Annotated in this window: 13 protein-coding genes; 2 read left to right on the top strand and 11 right to left on the bottom strand. The window is 46.3% G+C overall.

Annotated features, from left to right (window positions below; all coding sequences use genetic code 11):
- Positions 1 to 37: 37 nt before the first annotated feature.
- Complete coding sequence (locus AC58PV_RS28385; RefSeq protein ID WP_497436102.1) at positions 38 to 2,071, bottom strand: Na+/H+ antiporter; 2,034 nt, start codon at positions 2,069 to 2,071, stop codon at positions 38 to 40.
- A 426-nt stretch (positions 2,072 to 2,497) separates the two neighbouring features.
- Between AC58PV_RS28385 and AC58PV_RS28380 the strand changes: the two genes are divergently transcribed.
- Positions 2,498 to 4,669, top strand: coding sequence for an amidase family protein (locus AC58PV_RS28380; protein WP_497436101.1), 2,172 nt, complete (start codon positions 2,498 to 2,500; stop codon positions 4,667 to 4,669).
- Positions 4,670 to 4,812: 143 nt separating this feature from the next.
- Positions 4,813 to 6,291 (top strand): S-layer homology domain-containing protein, encoded by a 1,479-nt coding sequence (locus AC58PV_RS28375; protein WP_497436099.1) that lies wholly within the window; start codon positions 4,813 to 4,815, stop codon positions 6,289 to 6,291.
- A gap of 317 nt (positions 6,292 to 6,608) precedes the next feature.
- Here AC58PV_RS28375 and AC58PV_RS28370 read toward each other — a convergent pair whose 3' ends face one another.
- From AC58PV_RS28370 to AC58PV_RS28325, 10 genes are all read right to left on the bottom strand, one after another.
- A complete protein-coding gene (locus AC58PV_RS28370) occupies positions 6,609 to 7,829 on the bottom strand; it encodes an ABC transporter permease (protein WP_497436098.1) in 1,221 nt (406 codons plus the stop codon).
- A 16-nt stretch (positions 7,830 to 7,845) separates the two neighbouring features.
- Positions 7,846 to 8,559, bottom strand: coding sequence for an ABC transporter ATP-binding protein (locus AC58PV_RS28365; protein WP_057308850.1), 714 nt, complete (start codon positions 8,557 to 8,559; stop codon positions 7,846 to 7,848).
- Positions 8,560 to 9,051: 492 nt separating this feature from the next.
- The gene (locus AC58PV_RS28360; protein WP_497436096.1) at positions 9,052 to 10,566 is read right to left on the bottom strand and encodes a methyl-accepting chemotaxis protein; all 1,515 of its coding nucleotides are present in this window, start codon (positions 10,564 to 10,566) and stop codon (positions 9,052 to 9,054) included.
- 201 nt (positions 10,567 to 10,767) lie between these two features.
- Positions 10,768 to 11,748 carry an ABC transporter substrate-binding protein gene (locus tag AC58PV_RS28355; protein WP_497436095.1) on the bottom strand — a complete coding sequence of 327 codons (981 nt, stop codon included), beginning with the start codon at positions 11,746 to 11,748 and terminating at the stop codon, positions 10,768 to 10,770.
- Positions 11,749 to 11,845: 97 nt separating this feature from the next.
- Positions 11,846 to 13,687 carry a helix-turn-helix domain-containing protein gene (locus AC58PV_RS28350; protein ID WP_497436093.1) on the bottom strand — a complete coding sequence of 614 codons (1,842 nt, stop codon included), beginning with the start codon at positions 13,685 to 13,687 and terminating at the stop codon, positions 11,846 to 11,848.
- Between the two features lie 276 nt (positions 13,688 to 13,963).
- Positions 13,964 to 14,194 carry a hypothetical protein gene (locus AC58PV_RS28345; protein WP_497436092.1) on the bottom strand — a complete coding sequence of 77 codons (231 nt, stop codon included), beginning with the start codon at positions 14,192 to 14,194 and terminating at the stop codon, positions 13,964 to 13,966.
- An 84-nt stretch (positions 14,195 to 14,278) separates the two neighbouring features.
- Entirely contained in the window at positions 14,279 to 15,619 is a 1,341-nt protein-coding gene (locus tag AC58PV_RS28340; protein WP_497436090.1) for a glycoside hydrolase, read from the bottom strand.
- A gap of 152 nt (positions 15,620 to 15,771) precedes the next feature.
- A complete protein-coding gene (locus AC58PV_RS28335) occupies positions 15,772 to 16,860 on the bottom strand; it encodes a response regulator (protein WP_497436088.1) in 1,089 nt (362 codons plus the stop codon).
- 18 nt (positions 16,861 to 16,878) lie between these two features.
- On the bottom strand, positions 16,879 to 18,678 hold the full coding sequence (locus AC58PV_RS28330; protein ID WP_497436086.1) for a sensor histidine kinase: 1,800 nt from the start codon (positions 18,676 to 18,678) through the stop codon (positions 16,879 to 16,881).
- A 181-nt stretch (positions 18,679 to 18,859) separates the two neighbouring features.
- Positions 18,860 to 25,156 carry a fibronectin type III domain-containing protein gene (locus AC58PV_RS28325; RefSeq protein WP_497436177.1) on the bottom strand — a complete coding sequence of 2,099 codons (6,297 nt, stop codon included), beginning with the start codon at positions 25,154 to 25,156 and terminating at the stop codon, positions 18,860 to 18,862.
- Between the last annotated feature and the right edge of the window lie 9 nt (positions 25,157 to 25,165).

The raw sequence follows: 25,165 nt of genomic DNA, 5'->3' as shown, positions 1-25,165 counted from the left end.
TAAAAAGAGCTAAGCGCAAACCGCTTAGCTCTTACTTCTACTTCTCGCCATTGTCCAAAATAAGCATTTCCTCATAATTGATCGCCTGCAATAATTCCAGCACAGTTCCGCTTGAGATTTGTTCAGCCTCTTCCAACTCTTGAATCCCATCCCGCTTCATCTGTACGCTTCGCAATTGAACAATTCGCAACTGTTGTAGAAACTCAGCTTCCGAATGCTCGCCAAAAATCTTACTCTCGTGTTTCTGACTGCGAGCGTAGTGTTGGATAACGAGCAGCGCTTCTAATTGATGCTTCGGCGATTGCTGACTACGAATGGCTTTGACAGCTGCTTCTTGCAATTGTTTCTCAATCGTTTGCAACTCTTCGAACATCTCGGTGACGGATCTGAATCTCTCCGGAATTCCTTCTCTTCGGTGCTGCTGAATCTTGCGATTAAGTAGACTCAACTTCAATCTAACCCACATGTATTGCAGCCTTGCAAGAAAGAACGATTCCGACTGTGGCTGATGAAGTAACGTAAACACCGGCTGCAACTGCGGCGAAATGACACCTTGCGCAATTAATTCAGCTAGCCTAGCTGCTTCGGCTGTTCGGCCAATTTGTTGAAGTTCTCGAATATAAGGCCCGGATACCTTGACTGTCCCATAACAGTCCATCCGAATTTGCTCCTCCAGCTGTTGAACAACCGCGAGCGTAGCATTGTAGTTCTCGTCATTCTTCTCCGATTTGAGCGCTAGAATCGTTCGCTTCGCCAACTGAATACTTGCTTCTTTCAACGATAATGTTGCCTGGTCGGGTGTTGCCGCGGTGACTGACTTGCCAATAAACGGCATGGCGAACGTTGCGGCTAACATACTGATCAAGATGACGCTGGCCGAAATAAACAAAATGGTATGGCGCAGAGGGAATGGCGTCCCATCTGACAGTTGGAAAGGGATCGACAAGGCCGTTGCTAACGTGATCGTACCATGAACGCCGCAGAAACTAGCCGCAAGCGCAAAGCTCCTTCTGCTCGTATGCGTATTGGGTTCCGTCGTCTTTGGATTAGAAGGAACGAACTCGTCATGAAATAGATAAACCCAGATGAACCTAGCCACAAATAGCGCCGCATAGATCGCAAGCGCTAATCCAAGCTCCTTCACAATGGAAGCCTCACCGCTATGCAGTAATCCTGTTATGACCTCTGGCAGTAGTATGCCGAGCAAGGCAAATACGAGTCCATTCAAAATGAAACTTAACACTGACCATGTATTGGTCGAGATGATGTGCAATTTGGTGGTTGTTTGCTGTAATCGATCGCGTTCTAACCCGTGCACAATCCCCGCAACAACAACCGCTAAGATACCTGAAACATGGATCTCTTCCGCAACCAAGAAGATCACGAATGGTGTTAGCAACTGAATGGTAACGAGCGAGTTGACTTCTTCTAATCCTTTTCTCCGTAAGAATAGTCTGAGATTCACCAAAAGCGCTCCTAGTACGAGTCCAACGATAATGCCGCCTATGGCGACAAGCAGGAATTCCCAAGCTGCTGATTTGGCCGAGAAGACGCCTGTCATCACAACCCCCAAAGCTACTTTGAAGGACACTAAGCCTGCTGCATCGTTTAACAGTGACTCGCCCTCTAGGATTGGCATTAAACCTTTCGGAAACGTACGCCCCCTTGTCATCGACTTCACAGCAACGGCATCCGTTGGTGACATGACAGCTGCTAGCGCAAATGCGACGGGAAGTGGCATCGCAGGAATTAAATAGTGAATAAAATACCCGATGCCAATAACGGTGAAGACGACGAGCCATAACGCCATTAGCAGAATAGGCTTGCGGTACTCCAGCAATTCTTTGCGTGAGATAACACGGCCATCTCCAAATAAAATAGGTGCGATAAGACAAACCATGAAGGCTTCTGGTTCAAAATCGAAATCCGTAGGAACGAATGGCAGCCATGACACCAAAGCGCCTAAACCAATTAAGTAGAAGGGCAACGGGATTCGGGGATAACGCTTATTGAGCAGTGTAGCTGTTACGATCACTGCTGCCACAATGAATAAAGGCAACAAAAGTTCCATCAAAACTTGCCTCTCTTTCATTCCCTTGTAGAGGGAATTATTGGGTAGCATCCGCTAATTCAGTCGGTGCATGCTGTTTGAGTTTTACTGGTTCACTGCCAGTTGTGGCTCACGAATAGTTGGAAAAAATGAACTTTTGCAATTGGATAGAAATGCAATGGAAGAGTAAGCAATGATAAGACTACTATTCATGTATACGTTTTTTTGACGAAATTTGCATTTGATAGACTGCTATAAATCTATTAACATATGTCATATAATTTAACATTGGTCATTTATTTTAATGAATTAGAAAGGATGTGTTAGGAAAACCACTTGTTTTCCCGTCTTAAACCTTACATTTTTAAACATTTCCAGCTTAACACCCTTACTTTTTATTTATTAAATCAAATTATATGTCATATTACATAACATCAGGAGGTAACCATGAATACATTATTTAATAGAACCTTTTCAAAAATTACAGTTTTGTTGCTCTTCAGCATATTAATGAATGTATTGGTATTGTTCAATCCGATTGAAGTTTCAAGAGTCAGCGCCGCTACACCCCCTACTCCAACTAGCGCAACAGTTCAACTATCCGGTCCAGCTTCCGTCAGTGTAAATGATCAAGTATATGTAAATGTTTCCTTGATAGGAGCACCTAGCAATACGACGGTAGGTAAATTTGTATTTCAATATAATCAAACATCTTTTGAATACATAAGTACGACGTCGGCCAAACCCAGCGTTAGCATCGTCGGGGAAAATAACGAGCCAGGTAAAGCTAGCGTTGTTATCACCGATTCAACGGGAGGACTGACTCAAAACAGTGCAGTACTTACTTTGGCTTTTAAAGCCAAGGTAGCGACAGACCTTAGTGGAATCACTGGTTCCGTAGAGCTAGGACTCTCCGACGGCAGCACGATACTGACACAAGCCACCTCCATTCCATTCCAAATTTCCGGTACAATCCAAGGTGACCTTAACGGCAACAATGTTCTAGACGTCGGCGATCTTTCTTTATTAATTAACTACTTCGGTATCGATTCCTCGAATCTGAACTGGGGAGTGGTCTCATCCGCGGACTTTAACGATGACGGCATCATCAATATAGCTGATCTTGCTTATCTCGGTAAAAAGATTGTTTTTGACAATGGACAGCCTTTTGAATTAATGGAAGCAGATATTATGGGTATTCAGAATGCCATGGCAGCCGGTAAGTTGACCTCAGTCCAACTTGTTCAGATGTATTTGGATCGGATTGCCGCGTATGACAAACAAGGACCGACTCTTAAATCCCTTATTACAATCAATCCTAACGCCGCAGCAATTGCAGCAAGTTTGGATCAGGAACGCAAGGATAATGGTCCTCGTGGCCTGCTGCATGGAATCCCCATTATCGTAAAAGATAATTATGACACCGTCGACATGCCTACAAGTGCGGGCTGCACATGTTTGGCAGATAATCAGCCAGTGAGCGATTCATTTATGATTAAGAAATTAAAGGATGCAGGAGCCATCATTTTGGCTAAAGCCAATTTAAGTGAATTCGCCATCAATACAGATACGAATAGTTCATTAGGTGGACAAACGAAGAACCCTTACGTATTGACTCAAAACCCAGGTGGTTCCAGCGGTGGAACTGGGGCATCCGTTGCTGCTAATTTTGGCGTCGCAGGCCTTGGTACAGATACGGGCGGTTCCATTCGAATTCCATCCTCCTATAACAGTATCGTTGGTATCAGACCAACGATTGGATTGACTAGCCGAGATGGCATCATTCCTTTGGCGCTTTCCCAAGACGTTGGCGGTCCCATGGCTAGGACGGTGGCGGATGCTGCTATCTTGCTCGATACCGTTAGCGGTTACGATCCTAATGATATAGTAACAGCAAGCAGCATAGGCAAAAAGCCGACTAGCTATACGAATTATTTAATTAAAGATGGGCTAAAAGGCGCGCGTGTCGGGCTCGTCACCAATACCTCCGTGATTGGAACCAACAAAGACGTACTTGCCCTACTGAACAAAGCAGCGGAGAGTATGCGCGAACAAGGTGCGGTTGTCACAAACGTATATATCCCTAATGCAGACACGATCGTGAGTTATTCGAGTTTAAGTGCCTATGAATTCAAATACAACCTGAATGATTATTTATCGAACACGCGCTTGGTCGATCCTAGTTCACTTCGCTATCATTCTCTTACGGATATCGTCAATTCTCAAACGGATTTCTTGTCCTCGTTGAAAAGTACGTTAACAACAAGAGACACCGTGGCGCCTCTTGACACAAATCAGGCTTATAAAGATATTTTGTTATTCAGAACACGTATGACGCAGCAATCACTACTTAGTCTAATGGCCAACAATAATCTCGATGTCTTACTGTATCCAGCTACCACGACACCTACTAGTGGTGGTAATGCCAATCGTTTGAGTCCGTTCTCCGGTTTCCCAGCGATCAGCGTGCCAGCGGGATACGTAACAAATGGAACACCAATTGCTATCGAATTGCTTGCTCGACCTTACGAGGAAGGTGAGTTAATTAAAATCGGCTATTCTTATGAGCAAGCAACGCATAACCGAGTAGCTCCGAAGAGCGTCCCTGCACTCCCGTAACAATAATCCAGCTCGACAACATTATGCGATCCAAACAAATGGAGCATAGAGACGGAAGCGGTTAAACTTCAACCCTTCCGTTTCTCCTAATTAGGATGGATACTATCAGCCGATTCATTACATAAGAAGGGACGAATCTGGATATGGCACGTAAAAAACAGGCACTATTTATAACGCTAATTTTGTTAACCATGCTGCTGCCGCAACAAATTATGGCGGCAACATATTCACCATCGATTTTCATGGAAGCTTCCAAGACTGCCCTCAATAGGGGAGAAGAAGTCACAATTACGGTTAAGGGCAACAATTTAGAAGATTTGTACGCTTATCAGCTAAATCTTTACTTTGACCCTAATTTATTAAAATTTAAGCTAGGAAGCGAATCAACATCGAAGGTCGGCTTTAGTACGCCAGTTACTTTTTCTGAAATAGGTGGCACGCATCTTGTATTCGGCCAAACTAAGACAGGGAAAGTGACTGGGGATAACGGATTGCAGGATTTGGCAACATTCACCTTCACAACGACTGGTTACGGTACGGCCAACATTACTTTGAAAGATACCCTGCTTATTGACTCCAAAGAGCCTCAATCTACAACAACTGTAGCCATGGCCACCTATTCAATTGTTACTAGAGATTATAATGAATATAGTGGAGTCGGATCACCTTCAACACCATCCAACGAGGGAACTATTGTGGCTGAGGGTGGAACTTTAACTTTAAATGGCGCTAAAATCGATGTGCCTGCCGGAGCAAAGGACAGCGGTATAAAAGTGACCGTAGATAAAGTAAGTGATACTTCCATTCTGCCGATTGACTCATCTCTTAAATTAGTTAGCGATGTTTACGAAATCAAAAAAGATAAAGAAGGCGATTTTAATAAGCCTGTTACCATTACATTACCTTTCGACAAGACTTCCGTGGACTTTACGAAATCGTCGGTAGGTGTATACTGGCTGAACGAACAAACTCATACGTGGGTACAATTGGATGACTTGCAAGTGGACCAAACCAATGGAACAGCATCAGGGTCTGTTAAGCATTTCACGAAATTCGCAGTTCTAGTTTCTGATAAAAAGGGTGCTAATCCAGATGAAACTAGTTTGACCGATGTCAAAGGACATTGGGCTGAGGCTAGCATTCGTGAATTAATAAAACAAGGTGCAATCAACGGATATTCGGACAATACCTTTAAGCCAGACAACCAAATCACGAGAGCTGAATTCGTTACCGTTATCGTCAAGGCTTTGAAACTCAAAGCGCAGGATGGGAATAGTTTTGAAGACACGTCAACTCATTGGGCGAAAAGTGTGATTTCAACTGCCACAGCACTTGGTATTGTTAACGGATATACGGAACAGTCATTTGGTCCAGATGATTTAATCACAAGGGAGCAGATGGCAGCCATCGTAATTCGTGCCGCTCAGATGGAACCGATTAACAAGAATATCGATTTCTCGGATCGTTCAACTATATCTGATTGGGCCTACTCGGCTCTTGCGACCGCGATTGCTCAAGGATTGATCAACGGATATGATGACAATACAGTGAAGCCGCAGGCGAACGCTACGCGTGCCGAAGCCATAACCGTCATTCTAAGAGCATTGGATTTAAAGAAGTAAATGTTTATTGAAAGCTGGTTAGCGCGTCTCGATATTTTATCGGGGCGCTCTTTTTAAGTTTGGTTTGAAGTCGGGATGATGAGCATCCTTATTGTTAATTTGTACCCAGTTTACCAAAAGTATCCCTAACGAGACATATGATAACCAGATTTGATTGAAACTACACTTTTTAGTTTGATAATAATTTTTCTAATAAAATGTAACACAAATCGACTTCATATGAATAGAAGCTTGCACATGCAGAGCCTGGCTGCCAAACATAAAGAAGGAGTCAGAACATCTTGATTCCTCCTTGCTTCCTTTGCATCACAAGCCATTTAATACCAACTAGTAAACACCGAAGAAGTTCCATAAGTTAGCGGCACCGTTGCGCCCATCATGACAACCGGCCCCCACCAAGTATGCATCGAGATGCCCGTCACTAGGCTAATAACCATCATTGCTGGCAGCACGAGGATCGGAATGGCTGTCTGAATCGCTTGGTGTCTCATCGGGTCTTTAATCGGGAATAGGGATAGGAATGGTGCCGTTAGTTCATCTTTGCAGAATGATTTGCGCCAGAAAACCAGCAAGACAGCGGCAACAATCCAGACGAGAATTTTAATCGCACCTGGCAGAATAAACAGAGCACCACTGATGACGACTACAAATTGTATGGATTGCCGCCATTGCAAACCATTTCGGTAATACGATTTCACTAATAGCTCCGCAATGCCTGTGCCGGCTCCTTTCCCTTTGAGCAACCGCTGAGATCTGCTGAACAGAAGCGGGTATCTGCGGGTTGGTTTTCTTTTGCGTTCCATCACACGGATTAACATAAGGGAAACAATCCGCATCCGAGCATCGCGCTCGCGTGCGACATCCGCGAAGAAGGTACCTTTTTCACGCAGCCGCGTTCGAGTTAGAAGTAAGAATGTTCCGATCAGTACCAGGGTCACAAGCCAACTGTACACCTGTTGATCCCTGACTTCTACGACTAACCATTGGAATACGAAAACGCCGCCTGCAAAAATCACAATACGCAGCATCCACAGCAAGAACCGCTGGAAGCGAAGGGCAAGCATTTGTCGAATAAGGCCGATATTCAATTTGACCACATAAGTTACCAGCCAAAAACATACGACCTGCGCAATGCTAAACGAATAAACAGGTACAAGTAGGGGGAGGAAAAGCAGCGTCACAAGCAACGACGTAACGCCTTGCAGCACCACCGAATACCGATAGCCGAGATGACGGAGATGTCGGAACCAGCTTTCATTTTGCCGGAGAAATAACTGATCGCCTTCTTCAACAAAGTAACGCAGCGTGCCCAGCCATGTGAAAATGTAGAAAAGTGTTGCCACCGTATGTATGGATATCCCGCTTAACCAGGCAGGAGGCGTCATGTACCACGCATAATAGTGATAGCCAGCCACGATCAGCAGTGGAATGACGAAATAAATGGCGATGACCCAATCGACGGCCATGCGCAAGGCGCGATACTGAAATTTCAAATCCGAGCGTACTCTGCGTGTAAATACCTGAGAACTGCTGTTCAAACCACTCGTGCCCCTCTCATAATAAAGAATGGAAGCAGTCGAATAACGTAGCATCCGGCATGTCGCATTGTTTCTGAATGTCTTGCAAGGTTCCATTCGCAACCAATCGACCGCCCGATAGCAGTACAAATGAACTGCAAATCCGTTCCGCTGTATCTAGTACATGGGTACTCATCAGAATACCTGCTCCACGCTGCCGCTCCTCTTCCAGCATTCCCAAGAAATCCTTGATCGCCTTCGGATCTAGTCCAATGAAGGGTTCGTCCACGATGTACACATCGGGTTTATTCAGAAAACCAAGAATGAGCATGATCTTCTGCTGCATCCCTTTGGAAAATTTCCCAGGCAATTGATGCTTCTCATCTAGTAGGCGGAACCGATGCAAGAGATCGTCAGCACGCTCTAAGAACACGGTGCGATCCAACTCATAGACCGATGCAGCGAACTCCATGTGCTCCCACAGCGTCAATTCATCATACAGAATGGGATGCTCGGGAATATACGCGTAACTTTTGTTTTCACCCATGAAGGAGATTTTGCCTTTAAAATCTTTCAACAAACCGAGAAGGCTCTTAATTGTCGTGCTTTTGCCTGCCCCGTTCGGACCCAACAAGCCCACGAGCTCCCCTTGCCTTACTGTAAAATGAATCCCCTTAATAATATCCGGCACCTCATCGTAGCCGGCCTGTTCAATGTACACATCTAATACTGCTAATTGTTCATCTGACATTCCGTGACTTCCCTTCCATCTGAATCATGCAACCCATTCACATTGCTTTGCCCTCATCTTATCATGAAAGCTTGCCCAATATATGAAGGTTAGATAAAAATGAAAAAAACCTTTAAGCACGATCCCTCTTTGAAGAGTGACCGCGTTAAAAGTTGTCTATGGCGCATGGAGCTTATACGTAGTAAAACCTAACATAGACCGACTAGTACCATCTCAAAGCAACAGGCAGACATTGGATAAACAAAACTAGGTTCTTCATATGTTTCATCATCGTATTCACCCTTTCAAAAAAGACAGAAAACGCCTATCCTGTGGTAGGATAGGCGCCATTGCCTCGAATATTAGTTGCACATCGTCGTGCGGTTAATTCGAGTATACAGGTCAGATAAGTTTATGTCAAGTATAATAACATTAATTAGACTAAGTTTTTCTATTAAAGTTTAAATTCAATTTATATGTTATATATAATGACATATATTTGCGTACCGTGTTTTATTGAGTAACCACTCGCAAGTTTTGCTCCGCTTCTTTAATGCGACCCAAGTTCTTACGGTTGTTGACGAGCAGCGATTGCAAGGTTGCTGACAACTCTTCGAGTGTTGCAGATGCTTCCTCAGAGATTGCCGCCAAGTTGTTCGTGGAATCGCTAATCGTCACGGATGAGTTGCTGATCCGATCCATAAGCTCACCATAACTCATGGAAAGCTCCTTTAGCATCGTGACAGAATCGGTAATGGATTCGAACGCTTGCTTCGTTTGGCCTGTAATCTCCGTGCTCTGCCCCATGCGAAGGGATACTTGATCCATCCGAACACGTGTTTGGCTAGACAGTGCTGTGAACTCCCTCAATTGCTCGGAAATACGAATCGCAGATTTTGCTGTCATATCGGCCAGCTTACGGATTTCGTTGGCAACGACTGCAAAACCTTTACCATGTTCACCGGCTCTTGCCGCCTCAATGCTGGCATTCAGAGAGAGAAGGTTCGTTTGATTCGCGATATCCTGAATCGTGTCACTGAATTGGCTTGTTTCATCCAAGCGCATGATCAGTGAAGTGGTGTCCTGCGAAACCGCCTCAATATCTTTGGTGAAAGCTAAGAACGTATCTGACAGCTGCTCCATACGGCCGAGACCTTGGTCGGAGAGCGTAGCGGCTTCGGTAGTTTTTCCAAGCAAGTTGTAGATCGAGTCCGACATTTCTTTAATCAGCCCATTCATGTGATTCACGGACTCATTAATGGATAATGTTGAATCAACTTGGTCGCCTGCACCTGTTGCAATATCCTGAAAAGCATTGTTCATTTCATCAAAGGAAGAGCTGTCTTCCTCGGCTGATTGAGCAATGGAATGCAAATGCTCCGAGACCAACTTCACTTGCTTTGTAGCGATTTCGCGTTGCTCCTGCTGTAGAGCAAGGAACTGCTCCGCCTGCTTACGAGCTTCTTCCATGCTTTTATTCATATAACCAGTAACCTTCAAGGCACCGAACATCAGAACGCTGATCAAGACAAAATAAATGAGATATGTAGGCGCTGTCTGTGGATCGATTTGCAGCATATCTTTTTGTCCGACGAATTGATAGAGAACTAAAGCAAGCCCCCATACAGCAGAGATGAGCCAAGGCAGCATTTTCATAAAGATTAGCGCCATAATCATCATGTAATAGACAGAAAAGATATTCGTGACATCCGACTTTCCAACCAGCTGCACAGTAGTCGAAATACCGCTGGTAATGACCGAGAAATAACATAAATAATGAATAAACTTCTTGGTGTAGTGCAAGTAACCAAACGTCAACCAAATGAGTGTTTCAAATATAAGCGTAAACTTAAGACTGAAGTCCATCTCTCCCGCACCTAGGGTAAGCACACTCATATAGATGAGTAAAGCGGTTGCAGAAATAGCAAGAAAAACAATAAAATTGCGTCGTATTACGTCTTGATCACGAAGTGAGACTTGTGATTGTTCTTTAGCATTGTGCCCGTTGAAAACGTTCGAATAGCTCATTTTCATCCCCCATTGTTTACGCCGATCAATGTCGGTCTGTGTAGGAGGGTAATTCTGTACGATCTGGAGTAACTCCTTTTAAATAAGTGCTTAGTATGCACATGTAAAATATTTCCAATTGGTGCTTAGTGCGTAAGTTTCACGCAAAAGAACCTGAGCGCCACTACGCTTTAAACGTGGGGGTTCAGGTTCTTTGAAAGACTACTTCTTAACCAACATGTCCGCGATTAGATCCGCTTGTCCTAGAATCGAGATTGGATCGTAATGTAAATACGTCTTGTAGTCTAGAATGTGTACTTTATTGTTCTTCACAGCGGGAAGCGTCTTCCAGATCGGGCTTTCCAAGATCGCTTTCACTTGCTCGTCCGTCGTACCAACATTCATGCAGATAAAAATATGATCGGTATTCGCATAGGTCGGCAATGTCTCCATCTGAATTTCGACTAGCTGCTTGCCGCTATCGATGGCTTCCTTTTGCACGAAATCAGGCGCTTTGAGCTTCAGCATATTGTAGATGACTTCACCACCGCGGCCGTAGTTATCACCGAGCAGGGAAATCTTTTTCTCACGAACATTAATAATGACGGCTGTTTCGCCTTCTTTCACCGAGCCTTTAATTTTCTCCCGGCTCTCTTTGGCCTTCTGCTCATACTTGGCCAGCCACTGATCCGCTTCCTTCTGTCTGCCAAATGTCTCCCCGAGCAATTTCACTTCTTCACGAACGTTTTTGTACGCGGTATATGGAATGAACACGGTTGGTGCAATCTTCGAAAACTTATCGTAATTGTCCTCCGAAAACCCATTAATAACGATTAAGTCTGGATCTAGTGATGTGACCTTCTCAAGAGAAGCCGGCGAGCCGATATCGGTCATCTTTGCTTCTTGCTCTGTAAGGAAAGGACTTCCCATCCACCATTCTTTGCTAGCGGCAATTGGTGTCAGGCCTAATGCTGCCAAAGTACCATGATAGTAAGCTGCTGCCACTCGCTTCGGTTCTGCCGGAATTGTGACGTCTCCCTTGGTTGTCTTGGCTACAATTGTCTTCGGTGCAGCCGAAGCTGACGCTTCTACTTTCGCCGTAGAGGAAGCTGAATCCAACTTATCTGTACTGCTGCCACATGCGCTCAAAACGAGCAGCAGGGCTGTCATCCCCCCGGATAACCATGCTTTCTTTGTAATCATGATGTATATCTCTCCTCTTGATAATGATAATAGTTCTCACTAGGATCATATCAATGACTTTATAATAACGTCCATACACATTCATGACGATATTTACTTACAAATGTGATGACAGCCGCTCCAGCATTTCCTCTAGTTGGAGCTCCAAGGATAGGGGATCAAATCCATAAAAGATATCTGGATTCACCTCATACACTTGATCTTTGCGCACGGCAGCTAACTTCTTCCAGTTCGGGTGGGACTTGAACGACTCCGCTCCCTCCAGCCAGTTGGATTCATAATTAACGAGGAAGATGTGATCCGCTGTATACTCGCTAAGCTCAGTAAGCGAAACAAGGCGGTTAAGCAACTTAGCGTTGATAATGCGTTCCTTGACGATACGCGGAGGGGGCAGCTGTAAGCCTTGATAGAGCATCGGTCCACCTAAACTTCGCAGATCGCCATAGACATATATTTTGCCTGAAACAATCTTCATGATAAGAAATGTATCTTCGGGATCGATAATTCGTCCGAGCTTTTCTCTGGCTGCAGCAATTCGTCGATCGAGCTCTTGAAGCCACGCCTCTGCCTCCTCCTGCCTCCGAACAACATCTGCTATGAATCGCAGCTGTGCCCGCCAATCCATCTTCTCGAGATTAATCTCTGCCACGGGTCCCAAGGTGCGAATCATCGCCATATCCTGTTTATTTACATTGCTGAAAATCAGATCTGGCCCCAGCGCTTTGACCTCTTCAGCACTTTGTTCATCTAAGCCTTCAATCGGCTTAAACTCCCCCCGAGTCAGCACTTCTTGATAGTGGGAAGTCATCCATGGATTGATCATCCCAACACGCGGAACCACGCCCAGCGTCAGCAAACTGGATGTGAGACAAGCATCCAACGATACATATGTCTTCGGCTGGTGAACATAAGTGCTCGGCGAGAATCCTACCAATTGCTTAAATTTACGACTAAAATAATACTGACTCTGAAAGCCAACTTGCTGGGCGATTTCTTGTACATTTGCCCTCGAGAGTTGCAATAGTTCACGTGATCTTTCCATGCGAAAATGAAGCAAATAGTCGATAAATCCCATGCCCATTTCTTTTTTGAACAATCGCGAGAAATGCTCTGGGCTGACACCGAGCTGCTCCGCGATCTGATCACGTGTCAAATCATCGCGATAATGCTTATGAATCAGTGTAACCGCATGCTCGATCACATTGCGTGCTTCTTGCGGGCGGGCTTCGCCGGTATTTTGAAGAATCATATCCATCATCGTATAAAATAAGATTTGCCTTTTGAACACATCCTCTGGCTGGCTGCTAGCTTGCCTCTCCTCGAGCTCTTGGGATACTTGCAGCGCCCAGTAAGGAGTTTGCAGTTGCGTCGGCTCCTGAAACATCCGCTGTATGCGATAGGGAAGGTAGGTTCCCTTCTCTGCAGGCGACCCGCTTCTGATAATCACATCGAAGGCAATTCGATCCAACTGCAGCTGAATACTGCTGGTGTTGACGACATGCATCCCACTGCCAGACGGCGCATAGACGACTGTTCCGTACTTGAGCGTAATCTTTTTGCCATCCATGAACAGCTCACCTGTACCCTCACGCACGAGTAACAGCATATCCACTTCTGTCACATTCCACTGTTTCTGCACGAAAGGTTCATATAGTAGCAGCTTAGCGTCATGCAAAATAAATTGCGGCACTTCCTGCGGCAACTGAACCGTTGTACGCTGCGCGTCTATTTCAACCGGCTCCTCAGCATTCTTGGCTTGCAGCGAGCTCTGCTCCTTCAACACTTTGCGCACCTCTGCTACCTCTTCCTCCGAGAGCTTACCGAGATGCTTGATCACACGATGCTTATTTTTACCCGAATCATCTTTATAGGTGCTGACGATTTTATAGTAGACATAAGACTTGCCATTCCGAGTAAACGTGCTCTTTTTTACAAACATTTGCGCATTCCCTCCACCTATTGGTGACTTTATTGGGTACTATTATACGTGAAGATAGCTACGTTTGTCGCTACTGTAAGTCGTTTTTGGATGCGTTTAGTCGATTTTTTCGACTATCTCAGGTGCCAGTGGCGCTTTTGGTGGCGAGATAGTCGATTTTTTCACTTACGGATGCACTTATTGCTCTTTCGAGCACCACAAATAAAAGTGCCACATAAAACACAAAAGCCCCTCACCCAGCCAAAAAGCTGGGTAAGGGGCTTTTTTTTCATCCATCTACTGTTGCATCTCCTCAACACTGTAGCTATTGATGACCGCCGCCGCAAAGGTTACACGATTGTTTCGGAAATAGTGATATAACAGACGAGCCTCGGCAGATTCTTCATCGTAGCGCGAGAAGTTAAAAAAGTCGTCATCAACCCAACCTTCCTTGCGCAGGCTTTCCATGGATTCCGCTATTCTGCTAGGAATGACGGGTTTAAAGACGTTCGATGCTTCTGTTGTCATCGTTCCAACTCCACCTCTCACTAGAATCTACTACTCTAGTAAAAGGATACCCAGATCTAGCAACGGATAAACGTGTCCGATCGTTTAGTATTCCACATAACTCGTCACGGATTTACCTGGCAGCGTAACCGTAATCGCACCGCCCGTCACAGCCATATCCGTTAATTTGGCCAGATCCTCCGTGGCGCTGGTGCGTCTTCCTGACACATTAGCCAATGTCAGACCGCTAATCGTCGTCGTGATCGCCGACGTGCTATTATTGATCAGCACAACAGATGCGCGCCCCGTCCCATTCTTCCCACCGATTGTAACAAGATTGCTGTCGCTCGAGGATGCCAGAATACGGGTATCGTCTGGACGCAAGTAACGGCTGAATTGCCCCATTACGTAGAGTCTCTTGTTCACCGTGAACGCATTATTTGCCCCTAAGTTGATGAGCCCTTCGCCTGAGGTGCTGGCAGCAGGGTTCACTGCCCACCAGTACAGCCAGCCTCGCTCGCCGCGCTTCAAATCAGCGGCAATCATATTCGCCCACTTCAACCCATCCGTGATGCTTGGATCATTGGCAGTTTGGAAATTGCTAACTTCCGTCGCAATCAACGGTTTACCGTAATGGTTCACATCGACATACGTACTGTAATCGTGGACCGAGACAAAATCCAGCTTCGCCCGCGTCGCCGCACTGAAACCGTTCATGTAGTTGTTCGAAGCGGTGCGATTAGAGCCCTCTGGGGCACCAACCAACACGCCTTGATTCAAGCTGTGAACCGCATCGGCGACCTTCGCAGATACTTGATCTAATTCACTATTCGTATACTGCGCCGAAGCATAAGGCGTTGCTAAATCAGGTTCATTTTGCACACTGACCCACTTGATATTGAACCCGAATACATTCCGATACTGATTCACATACGTCTTCATATAATTGGCGAAATTATCATATTGCGAGGTGTTCAGATGCCCGCCGTTGTTGGGCGAACCGTTCGTTTTCATCCAGCCTGGAGGGCTCCAAGGCACCGCATAGAACTGGTTCATCCCGCGATTTTTCGCCTCTTGGGCGAACCATCTCTGATGCAGATCCGTGTTCCAATCTGTCACACCTGAAGAAGGCATGAACGTTGTTTGTACAGCATCCTGCTCAGCCGTATAGGGGTTGATCTCCATTCTTACGATCGACAATCCAGCATTGGAGGCATCCGTGCGAAACAGTTTATCTAGAATTTGCCCTTGCGTGGTTGCATTGTAATTCGTTCTCAACTCATTCACCGGGTGATTGGCTGCCGCACCGAATCCCCAAATCGTTTGGTACGTCGTATCTTTGTACAACGCTACCGTACTTGCTGCTGAAACTGGGGGAGCCACGCTCACCAACATCCCAATCGCTAACCCAATTACACCATAAACCTTCTTTCTGTGTGAAATCATTCTGCATGCACCTCTTTTCTCAAATTTGGCCCACGTTCAACCTCCCTTAACTTACAATGAAATCGTTTTCAAAACACTGAGGCAAAAAGGTTATTTACTGCACGAATACGACGAAATCGGGGGAAGTGCCCGCTCCGCCCCCACCCCTCACCTCATTCACCACCAAATCTTTCCTTATACTCCATCGGATTCAGGCCATGATACTGTTTGAAAATACGCGAGAAGTGGATGCTGTTCTCATAGCCCACTTGCAGGGCAATTTCGTAGCTCTTCAACGAGGAAGTCAGCAGCAAATCCCGTGCTTTACGCATTCTAACGTTGACGCAATACGTCCAGATCGTCATGCCCGCCTGCTCTTTAAAAAGCTTCGCTAAATACGAACGGCTCATCGCCACATGATCCGCCAACTCCTGAAGCCCCCAGTTCTCTGCGTAATGCTCTTCGATATAGCGCTTGACTTGGTCGACGACGCTCTCCTTCTGCAGGTTCTTCGCTTTGCGGGCACGATCCATCAGAATGTTCGCTGCTTGCTCCAGGCGTCTCACCGCACACAAACGGAAATACTGCCGCACCTCCGAGTGCTGCAGGTTATGCTCCCCAAGCTCAACGTCTTCGCCTTCCTCATACTTCACGTGGATGTCCTGCTTCTTCAGCTCTTCGATGACAAGTGAGGTCCATGCCATGGATAGCTCATTCAGAATCTCATATCGTCCGTCGACCCAGGATTCCAACATCGCCAGCGTGTCTACGATAATCAGCGGCTGTCCGTGCAAATAGACGGACAACACCATCTCCAGCCAGCTATCCAGCATCGGCTTATAAACAGGCAGCTTATGCAGCAGCAGCTGATTCGCCTCATGACGCCGACCGGTGCGGATGCGGGCGCTCGCCTTCTGAACAGCCTCTTGCAAGAGGGTGCTATCCGTAGGCTTCAGCACATAATCAACGGCGCCAAGCTCGATACTCTTTTTGGCATATTGGAAATCATCATAGCTTGAAATCACGATACAGATCATCCAAGGATACAGTTGATTAATTTCTTTCATCAATTGCAATCCATCCACAAGCGGCATCCGCACATCCGTCATGCAAATATCAGCATAGTGCTCTTTGAGCCAGTCCAGCGCTTTACGGCCATTAGGGAGCGAGCCAGATACCGTGACTCCTTCCATTTCTGACACTTGTATCGCCAAGCTTTCACGAATGAGATCTTCATCGTCCACAATAATAAGTCTGTTCATCTGATCGCTATCCCCTTTCTACGTATCCAAACTATCTTGTAAGGGCAATATGACTTCAACAACCGCTCCCCCTGAGACAGGATCATTGAAGAATGTAATGTTAGCTTCCCCCGCATAAAACATATGCAAACGGTAAACGAGATTCGAAAGTCCGACTTGATTGTGTCGGTACTGATGCGCGTGTGAATCCGCTTGTTCCTGCTTTAATCTGACTAACGTCTCTGTTGAGAAACCAGGTCCATTATCGGCAACCGTGAGCAGCAGCTTGTCCCCTTTATCTCGCTGAACGACCTCCCCGCGAATATGGATATGTACGGATTCCCCTGTCGTTTCTCTGCCGTGTTTAATACTATTTTCCACCAGTGGCTGCAGAAGAGCTTTCGTACATATTGCCTGCAAATGCGCCTCAGGCACCTCAATGCTATAAGTAACCTCATCCTTGAATCTGACTTTCATGATCGTCAAATAATTCTCCAAGTGCTTAATCTCTTCTTTGAGGATGACTTTCATATTTTTGAAATCGGACGTGTAGCGCAGCATATTCGAGAGATTGACAGCAACATGACCAATATGCGATTGCTTAGCAATGACAGCCATGGAATTAATCGTTTCGAGCGTGTTATATAAAAAATGCGAATTAATTTGCGACTGAAGCGCCGAAATTACAGCCCGATGCTGCAAAACGCGCGTCTCCGCATGATCATGTATGGACTGCTCCAGATGACCGAGCAAATTATTAAAAGAAATGCTCAAATCAGCAACCTCATCCACGCCCTCCACCTCGGCCCGCAAATGGAAGGAGCTCGTCAGTTGCATCGCTTTCATCATTTTACGCAAACCTAGAATACGCCTTGTAATGGAAGAAGCAGCGAAATAGGTGAGCAATACCGAAATAATCAAAGCCGAGATCGCAATGACAATCGTGACGTTTCTCGTATAATTGATGCTCTGGGCAATCTCTTGATAGGGCAGGATCGCAATAATTTTCCAGCCTGTCATCTGAATGGTTTGAAAAATAATAAGCTCTTTCCCCGACTTGTCGAACACGGAGCCCTCCTGCTGCCCCTTCACCGCTTGCACAATATGATCATCCATCTGCCCCATCACCTCTGCGGAATGAGAATGATGAATAATCGTACCGTCTTGGTCCATGACGAGGGCTGAACCCGTATTGGCAATATTGATTTGAGACATGACGCTCTGAGACGGTTTCAGTGAGATATCGATTTTCAAATACCCGTTGCTCAGCTGCTTAAAAAGGGTCAAGACTGGGATCTTCATTTTCTGATTCGCTGCATCAATGTAATTCTCAGAAATGCCGGTTATAAATTTAACCTTCTCATAATTGCCGCTTTGGGCAAAATAGGGTTCATTTTTAATCGTATATTTTAAAGGAAGGGCGTACGTATTGACAAAATGCTGCTCAAAGCCGCTCGGATTATACAAAGAGACCGATAATACCTCGGGATATTGCAGAAATAAGCGATTCAAATAATTATCTTTAATTCTCTCGTACGTTCGGATGAGCTCAGAAGATACATTGGGAGACGAAACACGCATCCAATCCCGTACTTCGAGACTGTTGCTTAGCATTAGGAAGGCTAACTCGTACTCCGAGTAATATCGGTTTAAGTTCATATTGGCTTGCTTAAGAATTTGCATACTGAGATGGTCAATATCTTTACGCACCGAGCTTCTCGTCTGCATGTAGCTGGAAATACCGATCGTTGAAACCGTAAAAATCAGAATAGTAACGATGATGGAGATGAGCCGCCATTTGAGGGAACGTTTCAAGCTCTTGACCATATAGTTAATCAAATTGATCTCCCCTTGTGAACAGACAGTGGTGTGCTTAGCGTCTCGTATTTAAATAATATGCCCATTTTCGGCCCTGAGCAATGAGGTAAGCGTTTTATTTACTGTAGGGATCGTACTTTTTCGTTTACAATACGACAAAAACCGCGCCTACGGATAGGCACGGTTTACGCCTTGCATTTTATTAGTACATAAATTGGAATAATCGGTACAACATAACGGCCGTTTCCGCTCTGGTTGTCTGGCCCAGCGGATTTACTTTGCCGGCGTCGCCTTCGACTAAACCTTGCTGAACGAGGGCGTTTACAGCCTGCACCGCATAAGAAGCGATATCGGCTCCGTCCGTGAATTTACTTGCGTTATTCGCTGCTGGCAAGGCTTTGTTCACTTGAGCCAGGGCTCTAGTAATCATAACGAACATATCTTGACGCGTGATATTCGCTTGCGGGTTAAAGTGTTGATCGTCTACGCCATTGGCAATCCCAAGTTTACTTGCGATGCCAACTGCCCTCTCGTAGTAGCCCCCCCTCTGAACATCCGTGAAACGCGACTCAACTGTCGCTTGCAGCCCGAAAGTTTCGACTAGCAATTTCGTGAAGTCAGCTCGTGTAATAGCTGCTGTCGGATTGAACGCTTGAGCCGTAACTCCTTGAATAATCCCTTTGGCAGCAAGGGTTTCAATGGCTTTCTGCGCCCACGTTGTGGAAGCGAGATCTTGGAAAGCTGGCTTGTTGTAGGAAACCGCGTACATACTGAAATGATTCGTGCTGAATTCCATGCTGCCCGTAGCAGCATTATAGCTGCCCGTCGGTACGAGTTGAGCTTCACCTTGTGCATTCACGTACCAAACATTTAACAGTTCTGGATGAGCTTTCTCTTCTGAAGATAGAGCGTAAGGGATACTCACCGTAACAGAAGCAGCCTTGTTCTCGAATTTCAGCGGTTGACCCGATGCTGTGAATTGTAGATCAATGACGACTCCGGCTCGACCCAACAGATCGGTTTGTGCAGGGAGTTTATCTCTCGAAATGTTGAGCGTAAGCGTGGACTGCCCAGCCGCTGCTGCGTTAGTAGCAAACATATGGCTAGAAAGAACAACCGTACCCAGTTCCGTGGAAATCACAAACTCGTGTGCTGGAGCTTGCTGTGTCAGATACACCGTTGGCAGCTCAAGGGCGTAGCTGTTAGCTCCTGCGACTTGGGGTACTTGCAGGGTTACTTTGGAAGTCGTGCCCCCCGCTTGTGCAGCCATCTGCTTAAAAGCTTCTTCCAATGTTGTTGTATCAATGGTTGCTGTGGCTTTCCCATCTTTGGTTGTTACGCTAGTTGCTGGGAAAGTAATCTTAGCCTCCCCATTGGTAAGAGATATCGTCGGCTTTCCAGACTCTGATTGCGTCCCGGTCCCTGTTCCTGTAGATGGCCCAGTTGGCGAAAGAACAGTTTGCGTTCTAACCTGAAGCGTTGGACCATTGCTTGACCAGTTGTTCGCCGCATCCGCCGCTTCAACCTTGAAGTCATAAGCCGTATCGGCAGTTAATCCGGTCACCTGCCATGTCGTGTTTGGCGTAGTTGTCACTACATTGCCATTCATCAGCAATTTGTATTGGGTTACACCTATACGATCAATTGCTTGACTCCATGAAAGTTGAATGGTACTTGATGTTACGTTTCCTTGTGTCAAAGCGCTTCCCGCAGGCCAACCAGGCGCTGTTGTGTCACTCGGTATTGGAATTTCTGGATCATCCGTGCTCGGCCCGAATACGGTCGCGTTGCCGACATAATCCTTCGCCTCAACTTTATACACGGCTGCAGCGTCTGGTGTACCCATGATGGAGTAACTTGTATAAGTAGCGTCTACTTGTGCCACTTGAACGCCATTACGGTACACGAGATACCATTCAATGCCAGCGTTGTCTGTAGCTCTATCCCATTCCAAGTTCTCGCGATCGGACAACTTCGTAGAATGGATTCTTGAACCAGTCGGCCATTGCGGCGTAATGGTATCTAGCTTATAGACACTAGTTGTCAGTTGCAGCGGTTGTGACGCATTACCTGCCTTGTCCATGGCGACAACGGAGAAAGGATACTGAGTATTAGCGTCCAGGCCATTAACGTAATAAGTTCGTACATCATTGGCAACCTGTGCAATTGCCACACCATTCTGCTCTATGCGGTAGGCATGAACCTCCGTATCATCTGAAGCCGTAGGCCAATTCAGTTGTAACCCCGATGATGTTATACCCGACACGATTAGTGTACTATTCTGGCTCCATGTAGGCGGAGCCGTATCCGGTGCAAGCGTCGTTACTTGAATCCCAGGTCCTGCAGCATGATTGCCTGATGCATCTCGCGCACTGACATGGAAGTCATAAACTGACCCTGCCGTAAGTCCTGTTACGTGATAGGTTTGCACATCACCATTAACAGTGCCTACAACCGAATTTCCGTTATAAATATCATAGGCTGCTATCCCATACTGATCCGTAGCTGCAGGCCATTGTAAGGTAACGCCAAAACGCGATACATCTTGCGTAGATAAAACAGCCGCTCCTGACCAAGTTGGCGCTAGGATATCTGCGCTTGGGGTTGTAAGGCTAGTTGCAGGACCTGTCGTTGATACCAAACTTCCATCTTTGGCCTCAATCTTGAATGTGTACGCTGTTGCAGGCGTTAACCCCGTTACTGCATAACTGTAGACATCAGAGCCAACTGTGGCAATCTCAGTACCATTACGATAGATGGTATAGCCATTAACGCCCCTCTGATCCTGTGCACTGGACCAAGTCAGCGTTGCTCCGAGAGGTTGTACTTGTGTAGCACTTAATGTACCGCTGCTCCAAGTAGGCGGTGTTGCATCCACGGGCATTTGCTCTGTGCCGACAGATAAGTAAGGCTTATAAATGGCATTTGCACCCGCTGCTTCTTTGGAATGGATATCAACATTCTGATCTAGCCAAGCATCGTCTTGAAGCTTGAAGGAGATCGTTCCATCTCCATGGAGTTCTGTTGCCACCTGACTCGTCACCGAGAACGTTTTCCAAAAATTAGCGTTTCGTACAAGGGTAGAAGCTATCTTAGACCCGTCAACAGGTTTGTTCAACCAGTTTACCGGTGTTGCGCCTGCTTCCGACCAGTTATCCCCTGTCTGATAAAGATCCATAGGAATATCCATATTCGGTGTTTGAACAGCAAACACATAGAGATTCAATGAGGCATCATACACATTTCCAGTAACCGATGTTAATGGGAACTTTAGATAAGCACGTCTGTTATTTCCTGTATTTTTGTTCGTATCACTCGGCGTAGCACCTGCCGCATTCTTATAACGAAGATAGGCAATATTATTGTTCGTACCTGCTCCTCCGAATGTTGCTGGCGCTTGGATGAAGGTATCATCGCTCGGGTACAGAATTTGCTGCGTTCTTGTCACTCCTGGAACGGTTGTTACCGTGACTGAAGGTCCACCCGCGCTCCAATTCCCCGTTGCATCACGAGCTTCAATGCGGAATGCATAGTTCCCACCTGCAGTCAGATTGGTTACAGCATAAGTCTGTTCAGACCCATAGACATCCGCAATGACGCTGTTGTTCTGATATACCCGGTAACCGGATACATCCATGTTATCAACGGCTGGCGTCCAGTTTAACGTCACCGTGTGATCCGTTAAGGCACTGTACGTCAACATACGATTATTCGGCCACTGTGGTGCTGAGTTATCCGCTCCTATAAGCGTTTTAACCGTACTTACCGGCCCCGTTACAGACCAGTTATTACTGCCATCTCCAGCTTCTACTTTGAAGGAATAGCTAGTGTTAGGAGCTAACCCGTTCACTTGGAATTGTTGCGCTGTGCCTGGCAATGTCACCAGCTCTTGATTCCCCTGATATACACGATACGCACTCACTCCGCGTGCATCCTGTGCGGTGTTCCAGTTTAATTTCACACTGGTCGCTGTAGTTTCCGCCGCATTAAGTTGATCTGACGATGTCCACGCGGGAGCTGTCACATCTGTCACACCGAGTGATCGGAACGTAACGATCGGTCCACCTGCGGACAAGTTCCCCTCAGCATCCTTCGCTTCAATACGAACCGTATAGAGACTGTTCTCAGATAGATGACTCAACGAATAAGAGGGTACATCCGAGTCCCCTACGATTTGACCGTTAACATAAATACGATAGCCTGTAACAACATCATTATCAACAGCTGCCGGCCAAGAAAACGTAGCCTCTGTCTCCGTTATGTTGGAATTGTCTATGGTGATAAACGAGCCCTTCTCCCAGCCAGGTCTTGTCGCATCCGCTGCCGATCCTGTTGCCGTCTGAATATCTGGGCTAGGAAGCGAAAGATTGCCATGCGCATCTACCGCCTGGACACGCAGCACATAAGTTTGCCCCGGTGTTAGTCCTGTCACATCATAGCTCGTTACATTCGCTGTCGTTTGTGTCACGAGGCGGCCATTATTAAAGATGCGATACCCCGCTACATTCAAATTGTCATGAGCTGCTGGCCAACGGAATGTCACTGAAGTCGGCGTTGCCTCCGATACGGCAAATGTGCTGCCATACGGCCAAACTGGAGCCGTGATTTCTGCATTTTGAGCAGGTATAGTTAGAGGCACGAAGGTTTCTGTCGTTCCACCTTGTGAGGGTACTCCCCATACAACGGACACTTTATTATCTTGGCCTTGCAATAAGGAAGCTTTAACCGTCTGACTGACGCCGTCCTTCGTGACGATAATGTCATAGTCCCCATAGAATCCACGCGTTTGGTACTGACCGCTGGCATTCGTTGTGCCTGTCACGTCCGTCCACCATGTTCCGTAGATCAGATTGCGCCACTGCTCGCCTGAAGGCTTCAACGTCCAGTTGCTGCGAAACAGTGGAGCGTTATTCTGCCAATGAGCGCCATCCCAGAATCCCCACATCGTAAACGATGTCACATTCGGGTGGCTAAACGAAGCAAGCAAGATATCCCGTGTAAATTTCCCTTGAATATCTTCTTTCGGTGAATTCACGTCAAATTCCGTAATGGCAATTTCAGGTGCGTACTGCGTAAAATGCGTAAGTTGATTATAGAACGCCATCGGACTTACCGGCGTACTGCCGAAATGCGCCTGAATGCCGACCCCATCGATAGGAGCGCCGTTATCTTTCATCCCTTGCAAAATATTCGAAAAATTTTGAATCACAGGCGCATCTACGCCAAGAATTTGCGTTTCATTGACATATAGCTTAGCCGCTGGATCCGCTTCTTTGGCCATTTTGAACCAATTCGCCATCAGCGCGCCTTGGTCTGTATACGTACTGCGGATCATGCTGTTCAGAACAGGTTCATTCAGCACATCCCAGTTATATAATCTCCCCCTGAAGAAGCCTGCCAGCTCATGGAAATGATCTTGAATCCGCTTCTCCAGCGCTGTCTTATTGCTCACCATACCTGGAATATCTGCTGGCACGCGCGTAGAACCATCCCATAAGAGAGCATGTCCGCGAATATCAAATCCGTTGGAACCCAACCAATTATAGAGATTTACGGTGCGGCTTCGATCTTGTTCCCACCATTGCCACTTCATTTCATTTTCCATAACGACCGAATTAAAATTCTCTTTGAGCTTAGTTCGATACGCTTCTGCATTCGCATCCGTACCATTAATCATCGTGCTATTAACAGCAGTACCGAACTTGAAGTCATGTTTCATCATCTTCACATGAACATCTGCCCCCTGGATGGGAAGACCGTTCTCATCCTTCACCTCAACCTGCATATCTCCTTTGCGAATCTGCTCAATACGCTGATTGGCTTCTGCGCGCCATGGAGCGTCTTCTTCCATTCCATCGTAAATAACTGGCGTGCTCGGCAAGTTCTCGAATGTAACCGCTTTCTTATAATTCACGACTTTCAGATTGCCGATTTCGATCTCCTGTGGCTTATAGCCAAGTCGGAACGCAATCTGTGGTGTGTTCGTTTCCATCAACAAGGCAGCTTTAATCGGCACAATGAATTTCTTCCATTGTGTAGGAACCGTTATCGTCTCGGTAATCGACTTCTCAAAATTCCCTCTCTTCTCCATTACCAATGCGACTGTACCTTCAGCCGTTTCAACCGTGGATCGCAGCGTTCTTGCATAGAATGTTGCCAGAATCACATCATCTTTCTCAATACTCGCTTCAATTGGGAGCACATATTGCAAAAGATACGTACTAGCTGGCTGCACGTTCGTCGCAAAGCGTAATGCCTCTGTAAACGATTGCCCCTCCACTGTTGAGTTTGCAACAGTTCCATACAACGCAGCCTCGGGGTTCAGCGCCGCTCCCTGCATGCGAATATCAGAAATAAGAACCTCACTGCCAGGCAGTTGACCCAATTCCTCTTCCGTCAGCACCTGTGCTAAGGAAACCTTGGGTTGGAACGGTACAACCAGCATCGCGCTGATTAACAGAAGAGCAAGAAGTCTCCCCATTTTACCCATTCTCATCATCACCGATCT

This window comes from Paenibacillus sp. J22FR83 (assembly GCF_059691955.1).
This window is presented reverse-complemented; position numbering and strand designations above follow the sequence as displayed.